The 15227-nt window shown below is 74.1% G+C and carries 15 protein-coding genes and 1 riboswitch; of the genes, 5 read left to right on the top strand and 10 right to left on the bottom strand.

Annotated elements, in window-relative coordinates; genetic code table 11:
* Positions 1 to 154 precede the first annotated feature (154 nt).
* The 4 genes from AC069X_RS00835 to AC069X_RS00820 form a co-directional block, all read right to left on the bottom strand.
* Entirely contained in the window at positions 155 to 1054 is a 900-nt protein-coding gene (locus AC069X_RS00835; protein WP_478723687.1) for a YihY/virulence factor BrkB family protein, read from the bottom strand.
* A gap of 169 nt (positions 1055 to 1223) precedes the next feature.
* Positions 1224 to 1808, bottom strand: a complete 585-nt coding sequence (locus AC069X_RS00830; RefSeq protein WP_478723685.1) for a 2'-5' RNA ligase family protein — start codon at positions 1806 to 1808, stop codon at positions 1224 to 1226.
* 83 nt (positions 1809 to 1891) lie between these two features.
* Complete coding sequence (gene trpS / locus AC069X_RS00825; RefSeq protein ID WP_478723683.1) at positions 1892 to 2905, bottom strand: tryptophan--tRNA ligase; 1014 nt, start codon at positions 2903 to 2905, stop codon at positions 1892 to 1894.
* Between the two features lie 192 nt (positions 2906 to 3097).
* Positions 3098 to 4363: a serine hydroxymethyltransferase gene (locus AC069X_RS00820; protein ID WP_478723681.1), complete on the bottom strand. Its 1266-nt coding sequence runs from the start codon at positions 4361 to 4363 to the stop codon at positions 3098 to 3100.
* A 33-nt stretch (positions 4364 to 4396) separates the two neighbouring features.
* A riboswitch (ZMP/ZTP riboswitch) is annotated at positions 4397 to 4487 on the bottom strand.
* Positions 4488 to 4604: 117 nt separating this feature from the next.
* On the opposite strand from AC069X_RS00820, the gene rocD reads away from it, so the two are divergent.
* From rocD to AC069X_RS00805, 3 genes are all read left to right on the top strand, one after another.
* Positions 4605 to 5810 (top strand): ornithine--oxo-acid transaminase, encoded by a 1206-nt coding sequence (gene rocD / locus AC069X_RS00815; RefSeq protein ID WP_478723679.1) that lies wholly within the window; start codon positions 4605 to 4607, stop codon positions 5808 to 5810.
* Between the two features lie 176 nt (positions 5811 to 5986).
* Entirely contained in the window at positions 5987 to 6607 is a 621-nt protein-coding gene (locus AC069X_RS00810) for a hypothetical protein (RefSeq protein ID WP_478723677.1), read from the top strand.
* Positions 6608 to 6741: 134 nt separating this feature from the next.
* Positions 6742 to 7287, top strand: coding sequence for a hypothetical protein (locus AC069X_RS00805; protein WP_478723675.1), 546 nt, complete (start codon positions 6742 to 6744; stop codon positions 7285 to 7287).
* Here the strand turns inward: AC069X_RS00805 and AC069X_RS00800 are convergent.
* On the bottom strand, positions 7277 to 8473 hold the full coding sequence (locus tag AC069X_RS00800) for a glutathionylspermidine synthase family protein (RefSeq protein WP_478723673.1): 1197 nt from the start codon (positions 8471 to 8473) through the stop codon (positions 7277 to 7279). The genes AC069X_RS00805 and AC069X_RS00800 overlap by 11 nt on opposite strands.
* A gap of 5 nt (positions 8474 to 8478) precedes the next feature.
* The gene (locus tag AC069X_RS00795) at positions 8479 to 8781 is read right to left on the bottom strand and encodes a hypothetical protein (protein ID WP_478723671.1); all 303 of its coding nucleotides are present in this window, start codon (positions 8779 to 8781) and stop codon (positions 8479 to 8481) included.
* A 98-nt stretch (positions 8782 to 8879) separates the two neighbouring features.
* Here AC069X_RS00795 and AC069X_RS00790 point away from each other — a divergent pair, with 98 nt between their 5' ends.
* On the top strand, positions 8880 to 9692 hold the full coding sequence (locus AC069X_RS00790; RefSeq protein ID WP_478724323.1) for a DMT family transporter: 813 nt from the start codon (positions 8880 to 8882) through the stop codon (positions 9690 to 9692).
* A 437-nt stretch (positions 9693 to 10129) separates the two neighbouring features.
* Here AC069X_RS00790 and pdxR read toward each other — a convergent pair whose 3' ends face one another.
* On the bottom strand, positions 10130 to 11569 hold the full coding sequence (pdxR, locus tag AC069X_RS00785; protein ID WP_478723669.1) for a MocR-like pyridoxine biosynthesis transcription factor PdxR: 1440 nt from the start codon (positions 11567 to 11569) through the stop codon (positions 10130 to 10132).
* 46 nt (positions 11570 to 11615) lie between these two features.
* On the opposite strand from pdxR, the gene AC069X_RS00780 reads away from it, so the two are divergent.
* On the top strand, positions 11616 to 12131 hold the full coding sequence (locus tag AC069X_RS00780; RefSeq protein WP_478723667.1) for a carboxymuconolactone decarboxylase family protein: 516 nt from the start codon (positions 11616 to 11618) through the stop codon (positions 12129 to 12131).
* A gap of 81 nt (positions 12132 to 12212) precedes the next feature.
* On the opposite strand, the gene AC069X_RS00775 is transcribed toward AC069X_RS00780, so the two are convergent.
* From AC069X_RS00775 to AC069X_RS00765, 3 genes are read right to left on the bottom strand one after another with little or no spacing between them, the layout of a single operon-like run.
* On the bottom strand, positions 12213 to 13103 hold the full coding sequence (locus tag AC069X_RS00775) for a hypothetical protein (protein WP_478723665.1): 891 nt from the start codon (positions 13101 to 13103) through the stop codon (positions 12213 to 12215).
* Positions 13104 to 13106: 3 nt separating this feature from the next.
* The gene (locus tag AC069X_RS00770; RefSeq protein WP_478723663.1) at positions 13107 to 13481 is read right to left on the bottom strand and encodes a hypothetical protein; all 375 of its coding nucleotides are present in this window, start codon (positions 13479 to 13481) and stop codon (positions 13107 to 13109) included.
* Positions 13471 to 15219 (bottom strand): hypothetical protein, encoded by a 1749-nt coding sequence (locus AC069X_RS00765; protein WP_478723661.1) that lies wholly within the window; start codon positions 15217 to 15219, stop codon positions 13471 to 13473. The genes AC069X_RS00770 and AC069X_RS00765 overlap by 11 nt, the downstream gene beginning before the upstream one ends.
* Between the last annotated feature and the right edge of the window lie 8 nt (positions 15220 to 15227).

The following is a 15227-nucleotide window of genomic DNA, read 5'->3' as shown; positions in this document are numbered from 1 at the left end:
CCGTCTGCCCCGCGACGCCTGGCACGCGCTCTCGCCGCACCGGGCGGAAGCCCGAGTACGTCCAGTACGAGGGCTGCCGCCCGGCACGCCGAGAGCACGCACCAGACGCCGCGGGGCCGCCCTCCGGGCGACGACGGCAGTTCGACGACAGGCCCTAGTCCCGCTCCCGGCCCTGCTCCGCGTCCTCGGCGTCATCGGCCCCCTCGTCCTTCCGGGTGGCCGTCCAGGACGCGCAGAAGAGCAGCAGTTTCGCCGTGAAGTTGATCCACAGCAGGAGGGCGATCGGCACGCCGAAGGCCCCGTACATGCTTTTGGCCGCGACCTCCCGCATGTAGCCGCTGAGCAGCAGTTTCAGCAGTTCGAAGCCCGCCGCGCCGATCAGGGCCGCCTGGATCAGGCGGCCGCGCGGCGGCTCGACGCCGGGCAGCAGGGTCAGCAGGTAGAGCAGCAGCAGGAAGGCCGCCAGTACGCCGACGGCGAAGGCCGCGCCGCGCAGCAGCGCTCCGCCGGCGCCCTCGCGCGGGATGTGCAGGAACTCGGCGGACTTGCCGACCGCGCTGGCCCCGATGACCGACGCGGCGGCCGAGGCGAGGGCCGCGCCGCCGAGGCCGAGGAGGACGAGGGCGTCCTTGCCCTTGCGCAGGACGGGGTTGCCCTCGTCCTCGTCGTCCTTCTCCCACACGGCGCGCAGGCAGTCGCGCATGGAGCCGATCCAGCCGATTCCGGTGAAGAGGAGGACGGCTCCGGCGACGAGGCCGACGGTGCCGGCGTTGGCGACGAGTGCCTCGATGTCGAGCTGGTCGGAGATGCCGGGGACCTGCTCGGCGAGTCCTTGCTGGAGCTTGTCCAGCTGCTCCTGGCTGAGCAGCGCGGCGCCGACGGCGGCGGCGACGGTGATCAGCGGGAAGAGCGCGAGGAAGCTGATGAAGGTGATGGCGGCGGCGAGCCGGGACCAGTGCACGCGGTCGAGGCGCTCGTACGAATGCCAGGCGTGGGTCCGCATGCCGGCGGAGACCGCCGGGCCGATCACCGGGAGCTTCGTCAGCCAGTCCATGGGGCCACCGTAAATGAGCTGCTGGAAATAGCGGGGATTGCCGCTTTCGGGCACTACGGTCGTCGATTGTGACTTTTCGCCCTACGGATCGTCCCCCGGCTCACCCGTTCCATGCGCTGCTGTTGCGGAGTTTTTGGTTCCACTCGCGGCGTGCCCTGCGGCTCCTGCGTCAGGAGCGCGGTATGGCCGTGTCGCCCACCGGAGCGGGCTGTGCGGGGACGCCGGCGGCGCCGGTGCCGAAGGGGTACTCGCGCAGCTTGCGCCAGACCCCGTCCGAGCCCTGCTCGTAGAGGGCGAAGCCCTCGCACAGCCAGGCGGCGGAGTAGTCGGCGAGCTCGGCGAACGCCCGGTCCATCGCCTCCTCGGAGATCCCGTGGGCGACGGTGACGTGCGGGTGGTACGGGAAGGCCAGCTCGCGGGCGAGCGGCCCCTCGGGGTCGCGGACCTGTCCCTGGAGGCGGGTGCAGCCCGGGGTGCCCTCGGCGAGCCGGACGAAGACGACCGGCGAGAGGGGGCGGAAGGTTCCCGTCCCCTCCAGGCGCATCGGGAAGGCCCGGAAGGCCTCGGCGACCTCCGCGAGGTGGGCGCGGACCGCGGGCAGCCGCTCCGCCTCCACCTCGGTGGGCGGTACGAGGGTCACGTGCGTGGGGATGCCGTGCGCGGCGGCGTCCCCGAAGCCGGCGCGCAGCTCCTGGAGCTGGCGGCCGTACGGCTCCGGGACCGCGATCGAAACGCCGAGCGTTACGGTCCCCACGTGTGTCTCCTTGGTGTGTGTACGGGGTGCTGCCGCCTCAGTGTGGCGGCAGCACCCCCTCGGCCGCCAGGGGCCTCGGAACGTCAGTGCTTGGCGGGCAGGAAGCCGAGGCGGTCGTAGGCCTGCGCCAGGGTCTCCGCGGCGACCGCCCGGGCCTTCTCCGCGCCCTTTGCCAGCAAGGAGTCCAGGGTCTCCGGGTCGTCCAGGTACTCCTGGGTGCGCTGCTTGAAGGGTGTGACGAAATCGACCATGACGCCGGCCAGGTCGGTCTTCAGCGCGCCGTAGCCCTTGCCCTCGTACCGGGCCTCCAGGGCGGAGACCGACTCGCCCGTGAGGGTGGAGTAGATCGTGAGCAGGTTGCTGACGCCCGGCTTGTTCTCGACGTCGAAGCGGATCTCGGCCTCGGTGTCGGTCACCGCGCTCTTGATCTTCTTCTCGGTGACCTTGGCCTCGTCGAGGAGGTTGATCAGGCCCTTCGGGGACGACGCCGACTTCGACATCTTGATCGCCGGGTCCTGGAGGTCGTAGATCTTCGCGACCTCCTTGACGATGTGCGCGGCGGGGAGGGTGAAGGTCCGGCCGAAACGCTGGTTGAAGCGCTCGGCGAGGTCGCGGGTCAGCTCGATGTGCTGGCGCTGGTCCTCGCCGACCGGGACGGCGTTCGCCTGGTAGAGCAGGATGTCGGCGACCTGGAGGATCGGGTACGTGAACAGGCCGACGCTGGCGCTGTTGACCCCGCCCTTGGCGGACTTGTCCTTGAACTGGGTCATCCGGCTGGCCTCGCCGAACCCGGTGATGCAGTTCATGACCCAGCCGAGCTGCGCGTGCTCGGGGACGTGGCTCTGGACGAAGAGCGTGCAGCGCTCGGGGTCGAGGCCGGCGGCGAGGAGCTGCGCGGCGGACAGCCGGGTGTTCGCGCGGAGGTCCTTCGGATCCTGCGGCATGGTGATCGCGTGCAGGTCGACGACCATGTAGAAGGCGTCGTGCGTCTCCTGGAGGGCGACGTACTGGCGGATCGCTCCGAGGTAGTTCCCGAGGTGGAACGAGCCGGAGGTGGGCTGGATGCCGGAGAGCGCGCGAGGACGATCAGAAGCCATGCCCCCCATTCTTCCACCTGCCCGGCCCGGCCCCGGCACCCCTCCTTCCCGCGCCGCGCGACGGACTCCGCCGGCCGGATCCGGCCCCGCCCGCCGGCCGCCGGGCGGGCCGGTGGGCGAGGGCGGCCGGGTGCGCCGGGGGTGCCGCCGCGCGGGGCGGGGTCCCCGGCGCCGAGCCGCGCGAGCGGTGCGTCAGGCGGGCAGGCCGGGGGCCGGGAAGGCGGACATGAGGGCCGCGACCTCGGAGCGGATCGCGGCCAGCGCCGGCTCGTCGGCCTTCGCCGCGGCGTCCACCGCGCGGGAGATCCACTCCGCCACCACCGGCATGTGGGCGGCGGTCAGGCCCCGCGACGTCAGCGACGGCGTGCCGATGCGGATGCCCGACGGGTCGAACGGCTTGCGCGGGTCGAACGGCACCGTGTTGTAGTTCACCACGATCCCCGCCCGGTCCAGGGCCTTCGCCGCGATCTTGCCCGGGACGCCCCGCGAGGTGAGGTCCATCAGGATCAGGTGGTTGTCCGTACCGCCCGAGACGAGGTCGAAGCCCCGCTCCAGAAGCGCCGCGGCCAGCGCCTTCGCGTTGGCCACGACCGCGTGCGCGTACGAGACGAAGGACGGCTGCGCGGCCTCGTGGAGGGCCACCGCGATGCCCGCCGTGGTCTGGTTGTGCGGGCCGCCCTGGAGGCCGGGGAAGACCGCCTTGTCGATGGCCTTCGCGTGCTCCTCCTTGCACATGAGCATCGCGCCGCGCGGCCCGCGCAGGGTCTTGTGGGTGGTGGTGGAGATGACGTCCACGTGCCCCGCCGGGGAGGGGTGGGCGCCGCCCGCGATCAGGCCGGCGATGTGGGCCACGTCCGCGACCAGGACCGAGCCGGCCTCCTCGGCGATCGAGGCGAACGCCGAGAAGTCGATGGTCCGGGGAAGGGCCGTCCCGCCACAGAAGATGATCTTCGGGCGCTCCGCCAGGGCCAGCTCCCGGACCGCGTCGTAGTCGATCAGCCCGGTGTCGGGCCGCACGCCGTACTGGACGCCGCGGAACCAGGAACCCGTCGCCGAGACGCCCCAGCCGTGCGTCAGGTGGCCGCCCATCGGCAGGGCCATGCCCATCACCGTGTCGCCGGGCTTCGCGAAGGCCAGGTAGACGGCCAGGTTCGCCGGGGAGCCGGAGTACGGCTGGACGTTGGCGTGGTCCACCCCGAACAGGCCCTTGGCCCGCTCGACGGCGAGGGCCTCGACGCGGTCGATGTTCTGCTGGCCCTCGTAGTAGCGGCGGCCCGGGTAGCCCTCGCTGTACTTGTTCTGCAGGACCGTGCCGGAGGCCTCCAGGACCGCCGCGGAGACGTAGTTCTCGCTGGGGATCAGCCGCAGGGTCTCCGCCTGGAGGGTCTCCTCGGCGGTGACGAGCGCGGCGAGCTCGGGGTCGGTGGCGTACAGGGCGGGCTGGCGGTGCGCGGTCATCGCGGCTCCTCCGGGGTCGATGTCGGTTCGTCCCCGCGAGGCCCAGGCGAGCGGCCCTGTGTGCGGTCGTACGCGCACGACTCCCCCGGAGTTGGTTCTCCGTACGCCAGTCGCCGTGCGTACCGAACACCTTAGCGGGCGCGGCACCGCGCAGGTTTCCGGTTCCACGATCCGAGCGACGATACAAATGACGTCACCCACGTCACCCGCGCCACCAGCCAGACGGACGATCGGAGACCCCGTGTCGAGAACTGCTGATGCCATCCGTTCCGCCGACGAACACAGCGCGCACAACTACCACCCCCTGCCGATCGTCGTCGCCTCGGCGGAGGGCGCGTGGATGACCGACGTGGAGGGCCGCCGGTACCTCGACATGCTCGCCGGGTACTCGGCGCTCAACTTCGGCCACTGCAACCGCCGGCTGCTCGACGCCGCCCGGGCCCAGCTGGAGCGGGTGACGCTCACCTCGCGCGCCTTCCACCACGACCGCTTCGCGGACTTCTGCACCGAACTCGCCGCGCTGTGCGGCAAGGAGATGGTGCTGCCCATGAACACGGGTGCGGAGGCCGTGGAGACGGCGGTGAAGACGGCCCGCAAATGGGGGTACGAGGTCAAGGGCGTTCCGGACGGCCAGGCGAAGATCGTCGTCGCCGCGAACAACTTCCACGGCCGGACGACGACCATCGTGTCCTTCTCCACCGACCACGAGGCCCGCGACCACTACGGCCCCTACACGCCCGGCTTCGAGATCGTCCCGTACGGGGACCTGACCGCCCTCGACGCCGCGGTCACCGCCAACACCGTGGCCGTGCTGCTGGAACCGGTGCAGGGCGAGGCGGGCGTCCTCGTCCCGCCCGCCGGATACCTGGCGGGCGTACGGGAGCTGACGCGCCGCCGGAACGTCCTGTTCATGGCGGACGAGATCCAGTCCGGGCTGGGCCGCACCGGCCGGACCTTCGCGTGCGAGCACGAGGGGGTCGTGCCGGACGTCTACGTCCTGGGCAAGGCGCTCGGCGGCGGGGTCGTGCCCGTGTCCGCCGTGGTCGCCGACCGGGACGTGCTCGGGGTGTTCCGGCCGGGCGAGCACGGGTCCACCTTCGGCGGGAACCCGCTCGCCTGCGCCGTCGCGCTGGAGGTGATCGCGATGCTGCGCACCGGCGAGTACCAGCAGCGGGCCGCCGAACTCGGCGACCACCTGCACCGGGAGCTGAACCTGCTGGCCGGCGGGGGTGCGGTGACCGCCGTACGCGGACGCGGGCTGTGGGCGGGCGTGGACATCGACCCGGCGCACGGGACGGGCCGCGAGGTGTCCGAGAAGCTGATGGAGCTGGGGGTGCTGGTGAAGGACACCCACGGGGCGACGATCCGGATCGCGCCGCCGCTGGTGATCGGCAAGGAGGACCTGGACTGGGGGCTGGACCAGCTGCGGTCGGTGCTCTCCTCCTGACGGCGCCCCCTGGTCCGCCCCCGGCGCGGCCGCGCGCAAGCCGGGCCAGGGGGCCGGGCCGGGTCGACACCCCGGGACCGGGGGGCGAGCATGAACAGGGCGGGCGCGTTCAGGACTCCCCAGGCCGCCGCCCCGGCGCGGCGGCCGCGGCCCGTCCCTCCGATGGGAGCACCCCCATGCACCGACGCACTCGGCACGCCCTGGTCCGCGGTCTCCTGGCGTCGTCCGCCGCCCTCGGCGGGCCGGCCGTCCTCGTACCGGCCGCCGCCGCGGCGCCGCCCGCCGCCAGCTGCACGGTGACGCCGTCCGCGGACGGGAACTCCGTCGTCATCACCGGCGAGGGCTTCTCGGCACCCCGCGACCTCAACGACGGCGAGTCCACCGAGCGCCTGAACGTCGACGCCAACGGCAACTTCCGCGTGCAGCGCTTCCAGAAGAACGCCGACTACACCGTCCTCGCCGTCAACGAGAAGCAGGACTTCGTCTTCGTGAACTGCCAGGTCGCGGCGTCCAAGGCCCCGACCACCGCTCCCTCGCCCCGGCCCTCCCCGTCCCCCACCGGGCAGGTGCCCAGTCCGACGCTGCTGCCCAGCCCCACGGCGCCGCTGCCCTCCACGCTCGGGACCACCGCCCCGCCGGACTACCAGCGGGGCTACGCGGCGGGCTACCAGGCCGGTACGGCGGCGGCCGCGACCTGCGTGCCGCCCGTCCAGGACAAGACCCCGGACCGGTCCGCCGACTACTGGCGGGGCTGGATCGCGGGCGCCGACGCCGCCTTCACCAGGTACTGCTCCTGAGCCGGCGCGGCGGACCCCCGGCGGGCCGGGCCTGCGGTGGACACCGGGGGCGGTCCGCCGGACGATGGGAGGACCCCGTACGGGTGCGCGCCCCGGCTCTTCACCCGGGCCGACCCTCCGATGGGAGCACCCTCATGCACCGACGCAACCGACACCCGCTGATCTGCGCCGCCCTGGCGTCCTCGGTCGCCCTCGGGGGCGCCGCCGCCCTCGCCGGACCGGCCGCCGCCGCCCCGGCGGCGGTGCCGTCCGCGACCTGCACGGTCACTCCCGACCCGCAGGGACGGTTCGTCGTCATCACCGGCGAGGGGTTCTCTCCCCCGCGCACCCTGAACGACGGCGAGACCACGGAACCCCTGAACATCGACGCCGACGGCAACTTCCGCGTGCAGCGCTTCCAGAAGAACGTCGACTACACCGTCCTCGCCGTCAACGAGGACCAGGACTTCGTCTTCGTGAACTGCAAGGTCGCCGGGACGGGCTCCGGCACCGCCGACGACCGCAAGGACTACCGGAAGGGCTACCACGACGGCGTCGTGGCCGCGAGGCACGCGGCCCAGGAGGGCTGCGAGGAGCCGCCCGAGCCGGACAAGAGCCAGGCCCGGTCGGACTCCTACTGGAAGGGCTGGTCGGCGGGTGCCGACCGGGCCTTCGACAGGATCTGCGACGTCACAGAATGACGTGCGGCAGGAAACGGGCGTACTCGTCCGTGACCGGCCCCGCCGACTCCCGGATGCCGAGTCCCGCCGCCTCCTCCTCGACGACCCACGCGCCGAGCACCACCCGGTTGCCGTCGAAGTCGGGCAGCGGGGCCAGCGCCTGGAAGACGTACGCCTCCCCCTCGGCCGGGACGAAGGGCTCGCCCTCGCCGCCCGCCTCGTGCAGGGTGACCCCCGCGCCCTCGCGGCCCAGCAGCGGCTTGGCGGCGTACCCGCAGGTGTCGGCCAGCTCGCGCGGGCCGTCCAGGTAGGCGGGCAGCAGGTTCGGGTGCTCGGGGAAGAGCTCCCAGAGGATCGCCAGCAGCGCCTTGTTGGCGAGCAGCATCTTCCACAGCGGCTCGATCCAGGCGGTGGTGCCCGAGCCGCCGCCGTGGTCGTACGTGCCCAGCACCTGCGGGCCGAACTCGTCGGTGGCCAGCCACTCCCACGGGTAGAGCTTGAAGCAGCTGCGGATGAAGCGGAGCCGCTCGTCCACGAAGCGGCCCGAGAGGCTGTCCCAGCCGATGGTCTCCACGGACAGCGCGTGCGTCTCCAGCCCGGCCTGCTCGGCGGTCTCCTGGAGGTAGGCGACCGTCATCAGGTCCTCGCCGAGCTCGTCGGTCTCCGAGTGCGCGAAGTGCACGGGCCCCGGCGGCAGCAGCTCGGCCTGGCGGCGCCAGGCCTCGACGAGCCGCTCGTGGAGGGAGTTCCACTGGTCGGCGCCCGGGAAGCGCTCCTCCATCCAGAACCACTGCGGGCTCGCCGCCTCGACGAGGGAGGTGGGCGTGTCGGCGTTGTACTCCAACAGCTTGGCGGGCTCGCCGGCGCCGTCGTAGCGCAGGTCGAACCGGCCGTAGAGGGAGGGCTGTTCGGCGCGCCGCCGCCATGACTCGGCGATCCGGGCGGCCAGCTTCGGGTCGGTGATGCCGAGGTCCGCGAAGCGGTCGTCGTCGACGATGTGCGCGGCCGCGGCCAGGCACATGGCGTGGAGTTCCTCGACCACCCCCTCCAGCGCCTCGACCTCGGGGAGCGAGAAGGAGTAGTACGCGCTCTCGTCCCAGTAGGGGCGCAGGGAGTCGTCGGGGTAGCGGGTGAGGGGGTAGATCAGCCCCTGCTCCTCGACGGTCTTCTGCCAGTCGGGGCGCGGTTCGATGGTGTGGCGCTGCATGTACCTCAGCCGCCGGAGGAGCCGGAGGTGCCGTGGCCGCCGATGCCGCCGCGCGTGACGGCGGACTTGTCGAAGCTGCCGCCGGTCACCTTGCCGTTGCGGACGGTGCCGCCGTAGTAGTACGAGCCGGTGCCGCCGGACTTGCACTCCTTCGCGTTCAGGTGGTCCAGCGTCGAGCGGGAGGCGCAGCGCTTGTCGGGCTCGTTGCTGCTCCCGCAGGCCACGAGGGTGGCGGCGAGCAGGCCCATGCCGCCGAGGGCGACCGCGCCGGAGCGCATGCGTCGTCTGGTCGTGTTGCCGGTATCCATGGCCTGCACCCTAGAGCGGGGGCGCGGGGGTAGGGAATCCGGCCACCGTCACACCCTTGTCACGACGGGTGACCTAGAGTCGGTTCGTGCTGATTGGGATGGTTTGCGCGCTGGGTGCGGCGGTCTGCTTCGGTACGGCGTCGGTGCTCCAGGCCATGGCGGCCCGGGCTGCGGCGCGGCCGGGCACCGGCTCGGGGGTGGACGCGGCGCTGTTCCTGCGGGCGGTGCGGCAGTGGCGGTACCTGGCGGGGCTCGGGCTGGACGCGGTCGGCTTCGTCCTCCAGATCATCGCGCTGCGGCACATCCCGATCTACGCGGTGGGGGCCGCGCTGGCCGCCAGCCTGGCGGTGACGGCGGTGGTCGCGGCCCGGCTGCTGCGGACGCGGCTGTCACGGCTGGAATGGGGCGCGGTGGGGGTGGTGTGCGCGGGGCTGCTGATGCTGGGGCTGGCGTCCGGTGAGGAGGGCTCCGGTACGGGGTCGCTCGCGCTGGAGCTGGGCCTGCTGGCGGTGGTGGGGCTGGTGCTGGTGGCCGGCGTGCTGGCGGGGCGGCTGCCGGACGGGCCGCGCGCGCTGGTGCTGGGGCTGGCTGCGGGGACGGGCTTCGGGGTGGTGGAGGTGGCGGTCCGGCTCGTCGACTCCGTCTCCCTGCGGGAGTTGCGCGAGCCGGCGCTGTACGCGCTGCTGCTGGGCGGGGCGGCGGCGTTCCTGCTGCTCACCTCCGCCCTGCAGCGCGGCTCGGTGACGGCGGCGACGGCGGGCCTGGTGCTGGGCGAGACGGTGGGCCCGGCGGTGGTGGGCGTGGTCTGGCTCGGGGACCGCACCCGTGAGGGGCTGACGGGGCTGGCGGTGGCCGGCTTCGCGGTGGCCCTGGCCGGCTCGCTGGCCCTGTCCCGCTTCGGCGAACCGTAGCCCTGGCCGGGCGGCTCGACGCCGTTCACGGCCCCGGCCGCACTCGGCGGGACGGACCGCTCCCCGGCCCCGGGGCGCGGGACCCGAGCCGCTGCTCCCCGGACGCCCCGGACGCCCCGGGCTGCGGCCGCGGGCGCGGGTGCCGGCCGGCGGGTGCGGGTGCGGGTGCTGCGGGGCTGTCCCCTCCCCGCCTTCCACCGTTCCCCGGGCTGCGGGGGCTCGGGCGCGCAGCGCCCGTACCGGGGCCGGGGGCAGCGCCCCTGAGAACGGGTGAAGGGCGGGGAGGGGCCCAGCCCGCGCAGCGGCCCACCACCCGCACACGACCCACCGGACTCAGCCCGAAAACCCGCCCCGCGCCCCGGCCCCGACGGCCGGAGGCGGGCGCGGCGACGCGAGGCCGGAGAGGCGCCCGGGCGCCGAGCCGCGCGAGCGGGGCGTCAAGGAGGCGGCGGCGCGTCAAGAGGCCCGGGCAGCACGGCCGTCAGGGCCGCCAGGGTCGGAGTCCAGGCGCTGGTGGACGGGGTGCCGTAGCCGACGACCAGCGCCTCGCGCGCCGGCATCGCCGAGTCCGGGTGCCGGAAGCGGGCGAGCCCCTCCAGCGCCAGGTCCTGCCACGCCGCGGCCTGGACGAGCGACCGCTCCGTGCCCGCCGGCAGGTCCAGCACCGCGTGCAGCCCCGCCGCGATGCCGGACACCGGCACGCGGCCCGCCACCGCCGCGACCAGCTCGTCCCGCCGCCGCCGGTACCGCAGGCGCATGCCGCGCACGTGGCGGTCGTACGCCCCGGAGGTGATGAACTCCGCCAGGGTCAGCTGGTCCAGGGCGCTGGACGTCCAGTCGACCGCGCCCTTCGCCGCCAGCACCTCCTCCAGCAGGTCCGGCGGGACCGCCATCCACCCCATCCGCAGCCCCGGCGCCAGGGACTTGCTCGCGGTGCCCAGGTACACCACCCGGTCCGGGTCCAGCCCCTGGAGCGCGCCGACGGGCTGGCGGTCGTAGCGGAACTCCCCGTCGTAGTCGTCCTCCAGGATCACCCCGCCGGTGCTCCGCGCCCAGTCCACGGCCGCCGCCCGCCGCGCGGGGGTGAGGGCCGCGCCCGTCGGGAACTGGTGCGCCGGGGTCAGCAGCACCGCGCCCGTGCGGGGGCCGAGCCCGGCCAGGTCCGGGGTGCGGGCGCCGTGCTCGTCCACCCACAGCGGCCGGGTGACCAGTCCGGCTCCGGTCAGCAGGTCCCGGTGCACGTCGAGGCTGTACCCCTCCACCGCCACCTCCCGCACCCGGCGCGCCCGCAGCACCTGCCCGAGGAGCTGGAGCGCGTGCGCGAAGCCGGCGCACAGCACGATCCGGTCCGGGTCCGCGTACACCCCGCGCGCCCTCGCCAGGTACCCGGCGAGGGCCTCGCGCAGCTCCACCCGGCCGCGCGCGTCGACGGCGTACCCGAAGGCCTCGTTCGGGGCGTCGGTCAGGGCCCGCCGGGCCGCCGCGAGCCACGCGCCGCGCGGGAAGCCGCCGAGGTCCGGGGAGCCGGGCACCAGGCTGTACGCGGGCCCCCGGCGCGCGGGGCGGCGTACCTGCGGGGTGCCCGCGGCCCGGCGGACCCTGGCCCGCTCGGCGACGCGGGTGCCCGAGCCCTGGCGGGCCGTCAGCCAGCCCTCGGCGACGAGTTCCGCGTACGCCTCGGCGACGGTGTTGCGAGCGATCCCCAGGTCGGCGGCGAAGGACCGGGAGGACGGCAGCCGCGTCCCGGGCGGGAGCCGCCCGCTGCGCGCGGCCTCCCGCAGCGCCTCCGTCAGCGCGGCCCGCAGGCCGCGCCCGCCCGCCGCCGCCGCGAGGTCCAGGTGCAGGTCGGCTCCGAAAGTGGCCCACGTTCCCGTCATGGAGATGGACCATATACGCGGGCCGCCTCGCCCCTACGGTGGACGCATGAGCAACAGCAACGACCACACCCGCACCGCCGAAACCGCCGCCGAACACACGCCGCGCATGCAGTTCGCCAAGGCCGCCCCCGAGATCTACAAGGCCATCGTCGGGCTGGAGATCGCGTCGAAGAAGGGCCTGGACCCGAGCCTCGTCGAACTCGTCAAGATCCGCGCCTCGCAGATCAACCACTGCGCCTTCTGCCTGGACATGCACGGCAAGGACGCGCTCGCCGCCGGCGAGAGCGTCGAGCGCGTCCTGCTGCTCGGCGCCTGGGAGGAGTCGCGGCACTTCTACACCGAGAAGGAGCTGGCGGCGATCGAGCTGACCGAGGCCGTCACCGTCCTGACGGACGGTTTCGTCCCCGACGAGGTGTACGAGCGGGCCGCGAAGCACTTCGAGGAGGCCGAGCTGGCCCAGCTGATCGCCGTGATCGCGACGATCAACGTCTGGAACCGGATCGGCGTCACCACCCGCATGGTGCCGGGGCACTACACCCCGGCGTCCGCGAAGAGGGCCTGACCGGACCGGCCCCGGGGTCAGCAGTCCGGCCGGCCCCGGGGTCGGTCCGGCCGGCCCCGGGCCCGCCGCCGGGCCCCGGGGTCACTCCGGCCGGAACGAGTCCAGGGCCGCAGTCAGGTTCGCCCGCGTCGTCGCCGCGTCGGCGGCCGGGCCGGCCGCCAGCAGCGCCCACCGTCCGCCGTCCGGGGTGGTCACGATCCGCTCGATGCCCCGGCGGCGGCCGTTGGACTCCGCGCTGTCGTACTCGTACACCAGCTCGCAGCCGCTTCCGGCCGTCGGCTCGACGGAGACCCTCCGGTACCCGGGGTTCCCGGCGTCCAGCTGGTCGGACGAGAGCTCCAGCAGCACGCACGGGCCCGTGGAGGCGCTCTCGGTGACCCGGAAGATCTGGAGCAGGGCGCTGCGGTCGCCGGGCCGGCGGTAGAAGGAACCGCTGCCCGTCTCGTTGGAGCTGGGCTCCCAGCCGGTGGGGACGGCCACCGAGAAACCCTTGGCGTTGCGCACCACGGTGTAGCCGCCGCCGGTGCTCGGCGAGGGGCTGGGCGGGGGCGTCGGCGTCGGCGACGGGCTCGTGGGACCGGGGGACGGGGGCCCCGACCCGGTGGCCGTCGGCGAGTCCGACGCGGAGGCCGGCGGGCGGGCGGCCGCCCCCCGGTCGTCGTCGGCGCCGAGCAGCATCCACGCCGCCACCGCGGCACCGCCCGCAACCGCCGCCGCCAGCCCCACCAGCACCGGGGTGCGCCACTGCTGCCCGCCGCCCGGCGGGGGCGGGGGCGGGGGCGCCGACGGCGGCACCGGGGGCCACGGCTCGTGGTACCCGGGGGCGGTCCGCGGGGGTGTCGGGGGCAGCGGCGGGGGTGGCGGCTCGGGCCGCGCCGCCGCCGGGCCGGAGGGCGTGCCCGCTTCCGGCGCCGGCCCCCACTCCCACCGCTGCGACTGCGGGTCCCAGCGGGCGCCGTCCGACGAGGACACCGGTCAGGCTCCCAGCGCGGTGAGCAGCCCGCCCAGGGCGGTGGCCGCGCTCAGCGCCTCCACCAGCGGGGCCCACCGCTCCAGTGCCCCGCGCAGCCGCGCGGGCAGGCCGGGCCGGATCTCCCCGCCCTCCTCCAGTTCCCCGGCGGCCTCGTCGAGTTCGGCGTCGAGCTGCGCGCGCTCGGTGCTGCGGGGCAGCCGCACGAGGGCGGCGCGCAGTTCGCGTACGGCCTCCAGCAGCTCGTCGGCGCCGGGCGCGCGGTCCGGGCCGGCGTGGTGGTGGTGGACGGTGTTGGTGTTGTCGCCGCCGCCGATGCTGAAGGCGCTGCCGTGGATGTCGCCGATGCGGATCCGGCGCTCGTCGCCGTTATTTGCCACCGCTGCTCCCCTTGCCGCTCGTACCGATGGTGTTGGTGTTGTTGCTGCCGTTGAAGCTGGCGGCGCTGTTGTTCATCGACTGGATGTAGATGCCGCCCTCGGCGACGTGCACCGCGCGCTGGGCGAACTCCTCGGTGTGCCAGCCCGCTTCGTGCAGGGCGACGGTAACCCCGCCGACGACCCGGTCCTGAATGGTTTTCAGGTACCGGGCGAGGTCCATGAGGTGGAACAGGGAGCCGTCGTCCATGGCGGCGAGTTCGCGCACCGACACCTCGGGCCCTTCGGGGCGGGCTCCGCCGTGGCCTCCGGTGGCGATCCGCCACCAGCTGGCGGTCCCGCGGCCCAGGGTGGCGACGGACGCGGCGAACGAGCCGGGGGTGGCGGCGAGCGCCTCGGCGGCCCGGCCGAACCAGTTGTTGTTCAGCAGGCGCTGGGCGGCCGCGTCGGCGTTCTGGAAGCGGATGCCGACGGGCAGCAGCACGTGCGGGGCCACTTCCAGCATCAGCATCCGGCCCTGGGTGTGGACCCGTACGAACACGGTGACGACGAGGTTCTCGTCCCAGCCGCCGACCCGGATCCGCAGGAAGTGCCTGCGCCGCTCGCCGCCCTCCTCCATGGCGTCGGCGCGGTGCTCGGCGAACTGCCGCGGGGACAGCGGCGCCGCGTCCCGGTGCGGGAGGCCGACGGCCGGCAGGAAGACGCACTCGTCGACGACGAGCTCGCGCAGCCGGTCCAGGACGGCCTCCTGCGCCTCCCGCGAACCGTGCGGGGACGGCACGCGCAGGGCGTGCAGCAAGGGGACGATGCGCTCCACGATGTGGGCGTTGGTGACGGGGTGCGGCTTGCGGTCGGGGCCGAGGTCCTCGCGGGGGCGCAGTTCCACGGACAGCTGCCAGGGCCGGAAGGCGTCACCCGCGCCGGTGAACGGCGCGTTGATGTTGTACATGACCAGCGGGGCGTGCTGTTCGTTGTGGATTCGGTCGCGGACCCGGGCGAAGCGGGGGCTCCGCACGGCTTCCGCGGGGTCGTTCGCCCGGTCGGCGTACCGGGACGGGGAGAGCTCCCGGAGGACGATCCGGGCGGCGTGCCCGCGCTGGAGCGCGACGACGGCGACGATCGCCGCGAACACGGCGGGGGTCAGCCACACGATCGGTGAACCGGAGGACGACGAGGAGCCGTAGTCGCCGTAGCCGGAGGAACCGTAGCCGGAGGAGCTGTCGAAGAGCTTCTCGAAGTCGAACATCCTGAGCAGGGTGAGCGCGTCGCCGGTCGCGGCGCTCCACAGGGTCAGGACGGTGAGGACCAGCGACACCCACGCGTAGACCCGGACGACGAGGCCCAGGAAGCGGACCAGCGGGTTGCGCCGGGCGCGCAGCCACTTGGCGAGGCCCAGCAGCAGGAAGGGGACGAGCAGGAGGGTGAGGCCGCCGCTGGTCAGCAGGGAGCCCACGAACCAGGCGCCGATGACGCCGGCGGCCCAGGCGAGCTCGATGCGGCGGGCGCGGAGCGCGTGGGCGAGGACCCGGGTGGCGTCGAAGCCGTAGGAGGGGGCGGCGATCCGCTCCTCGTGCACGAAGAGTTCGTCGATCACCCGATCGCGGTACGCCGCGTCGAGGTAGGTTCCCGCGCACAGGAGACGTCCGGCCTCGCTGACGGCGGGGCGCACCGGAGGGCGGCCGCCCTGCGGGTCCGCTCCGGCGCCGTCGCCGGGCTGATGGGGAATCACATGGTCGGTCACCGGGTGAC

This window comes from Streptomyces sp. NPDC043896 (assembly GCF_056435605.1).
The sequence above is the reverse complement of the archived record's forward strand: the minus strand, read 5'-3'. Positions and strand labels throughout refer to the sequence as shown.

What these genes read in the sequence shown, in the direction of transcription:
- AC069X_RS00795 (WP_478723671.1), bottom strand. Translation starts at nt 8,781, where the DNA reads ATGGATACCGGCAACACGACCAGACGACGCATGCGCTCCGGCGCGGTC.
- AC069X_RS00790 (WP_478724323.1), top strand. Translation starts at nt 8,880, where the DNA reads ATGGTTTGCGCGCTGGGTGCGGCGGTCTGCTTCGGTACGGCGTCGGTG.
- AC069X_RS00800 (WP_478723673.1), bottom strand. Translation starts at nt 8,473, where the DNA reads ATGCAGCGCCACACCATCGAACCGCGCCCCGACTGGCAGAAGACCGTC.
- AC069X_RS00835 (WP_478723687.1), bottom strand. Translation starts at nt 1,054, where the DNA reads ATGGACTGGCTGACGAAGCTCCCGGTGATCGGCCCGGCGGTCTCCGCC.
- trpS (WP_478723683.1), bottom strand. Translation starts at nt 2,905, where the DNA reads ATGGCTTCTGATCGTCCTCGCGCGCTCTCCGGCATCCAGCCCACCTCC.
- AC069X_RS00805 (WP_478723675.1), top strand. Translation starts at nt 6,742, where the DNA reads ATGCACCGACGCAACCGACACCCGCTGATCTGCGCCGCCCTGGCGTCC.
- AC069X_RS00780 (WP_478723667.1), top strand. Translation starts at nt 11,616, where the DNA reads ATGAGCAACAGCAACGACCACACCCGCACCGCCGAAACCGCCGCCGAA.
- AC069X_RS00820 (WP_478723681.1), bottom strand. Translation starts at nt 4,363, where the DNA reads ATGACCGCGCACCGCCAGCCCGCCCTGTACGCCACCGACCCCGAGCTC.
- pdxR (WP_478723669.1), bottom strand. Translation starts at nt 11,569, where the DNA reads ATGACGGGAACGTGGGCCACTTTCGGAGCCGACCTGCACCTGGACCTC.
- AC069X_RS00810 (WP_478723677.1), top strand. Translation starts at nt 5,987, where the DNA reads ATGCACCGACGCACTCGGCACGCCCTGGTCCGCGGTCTCCTGGCGTCG.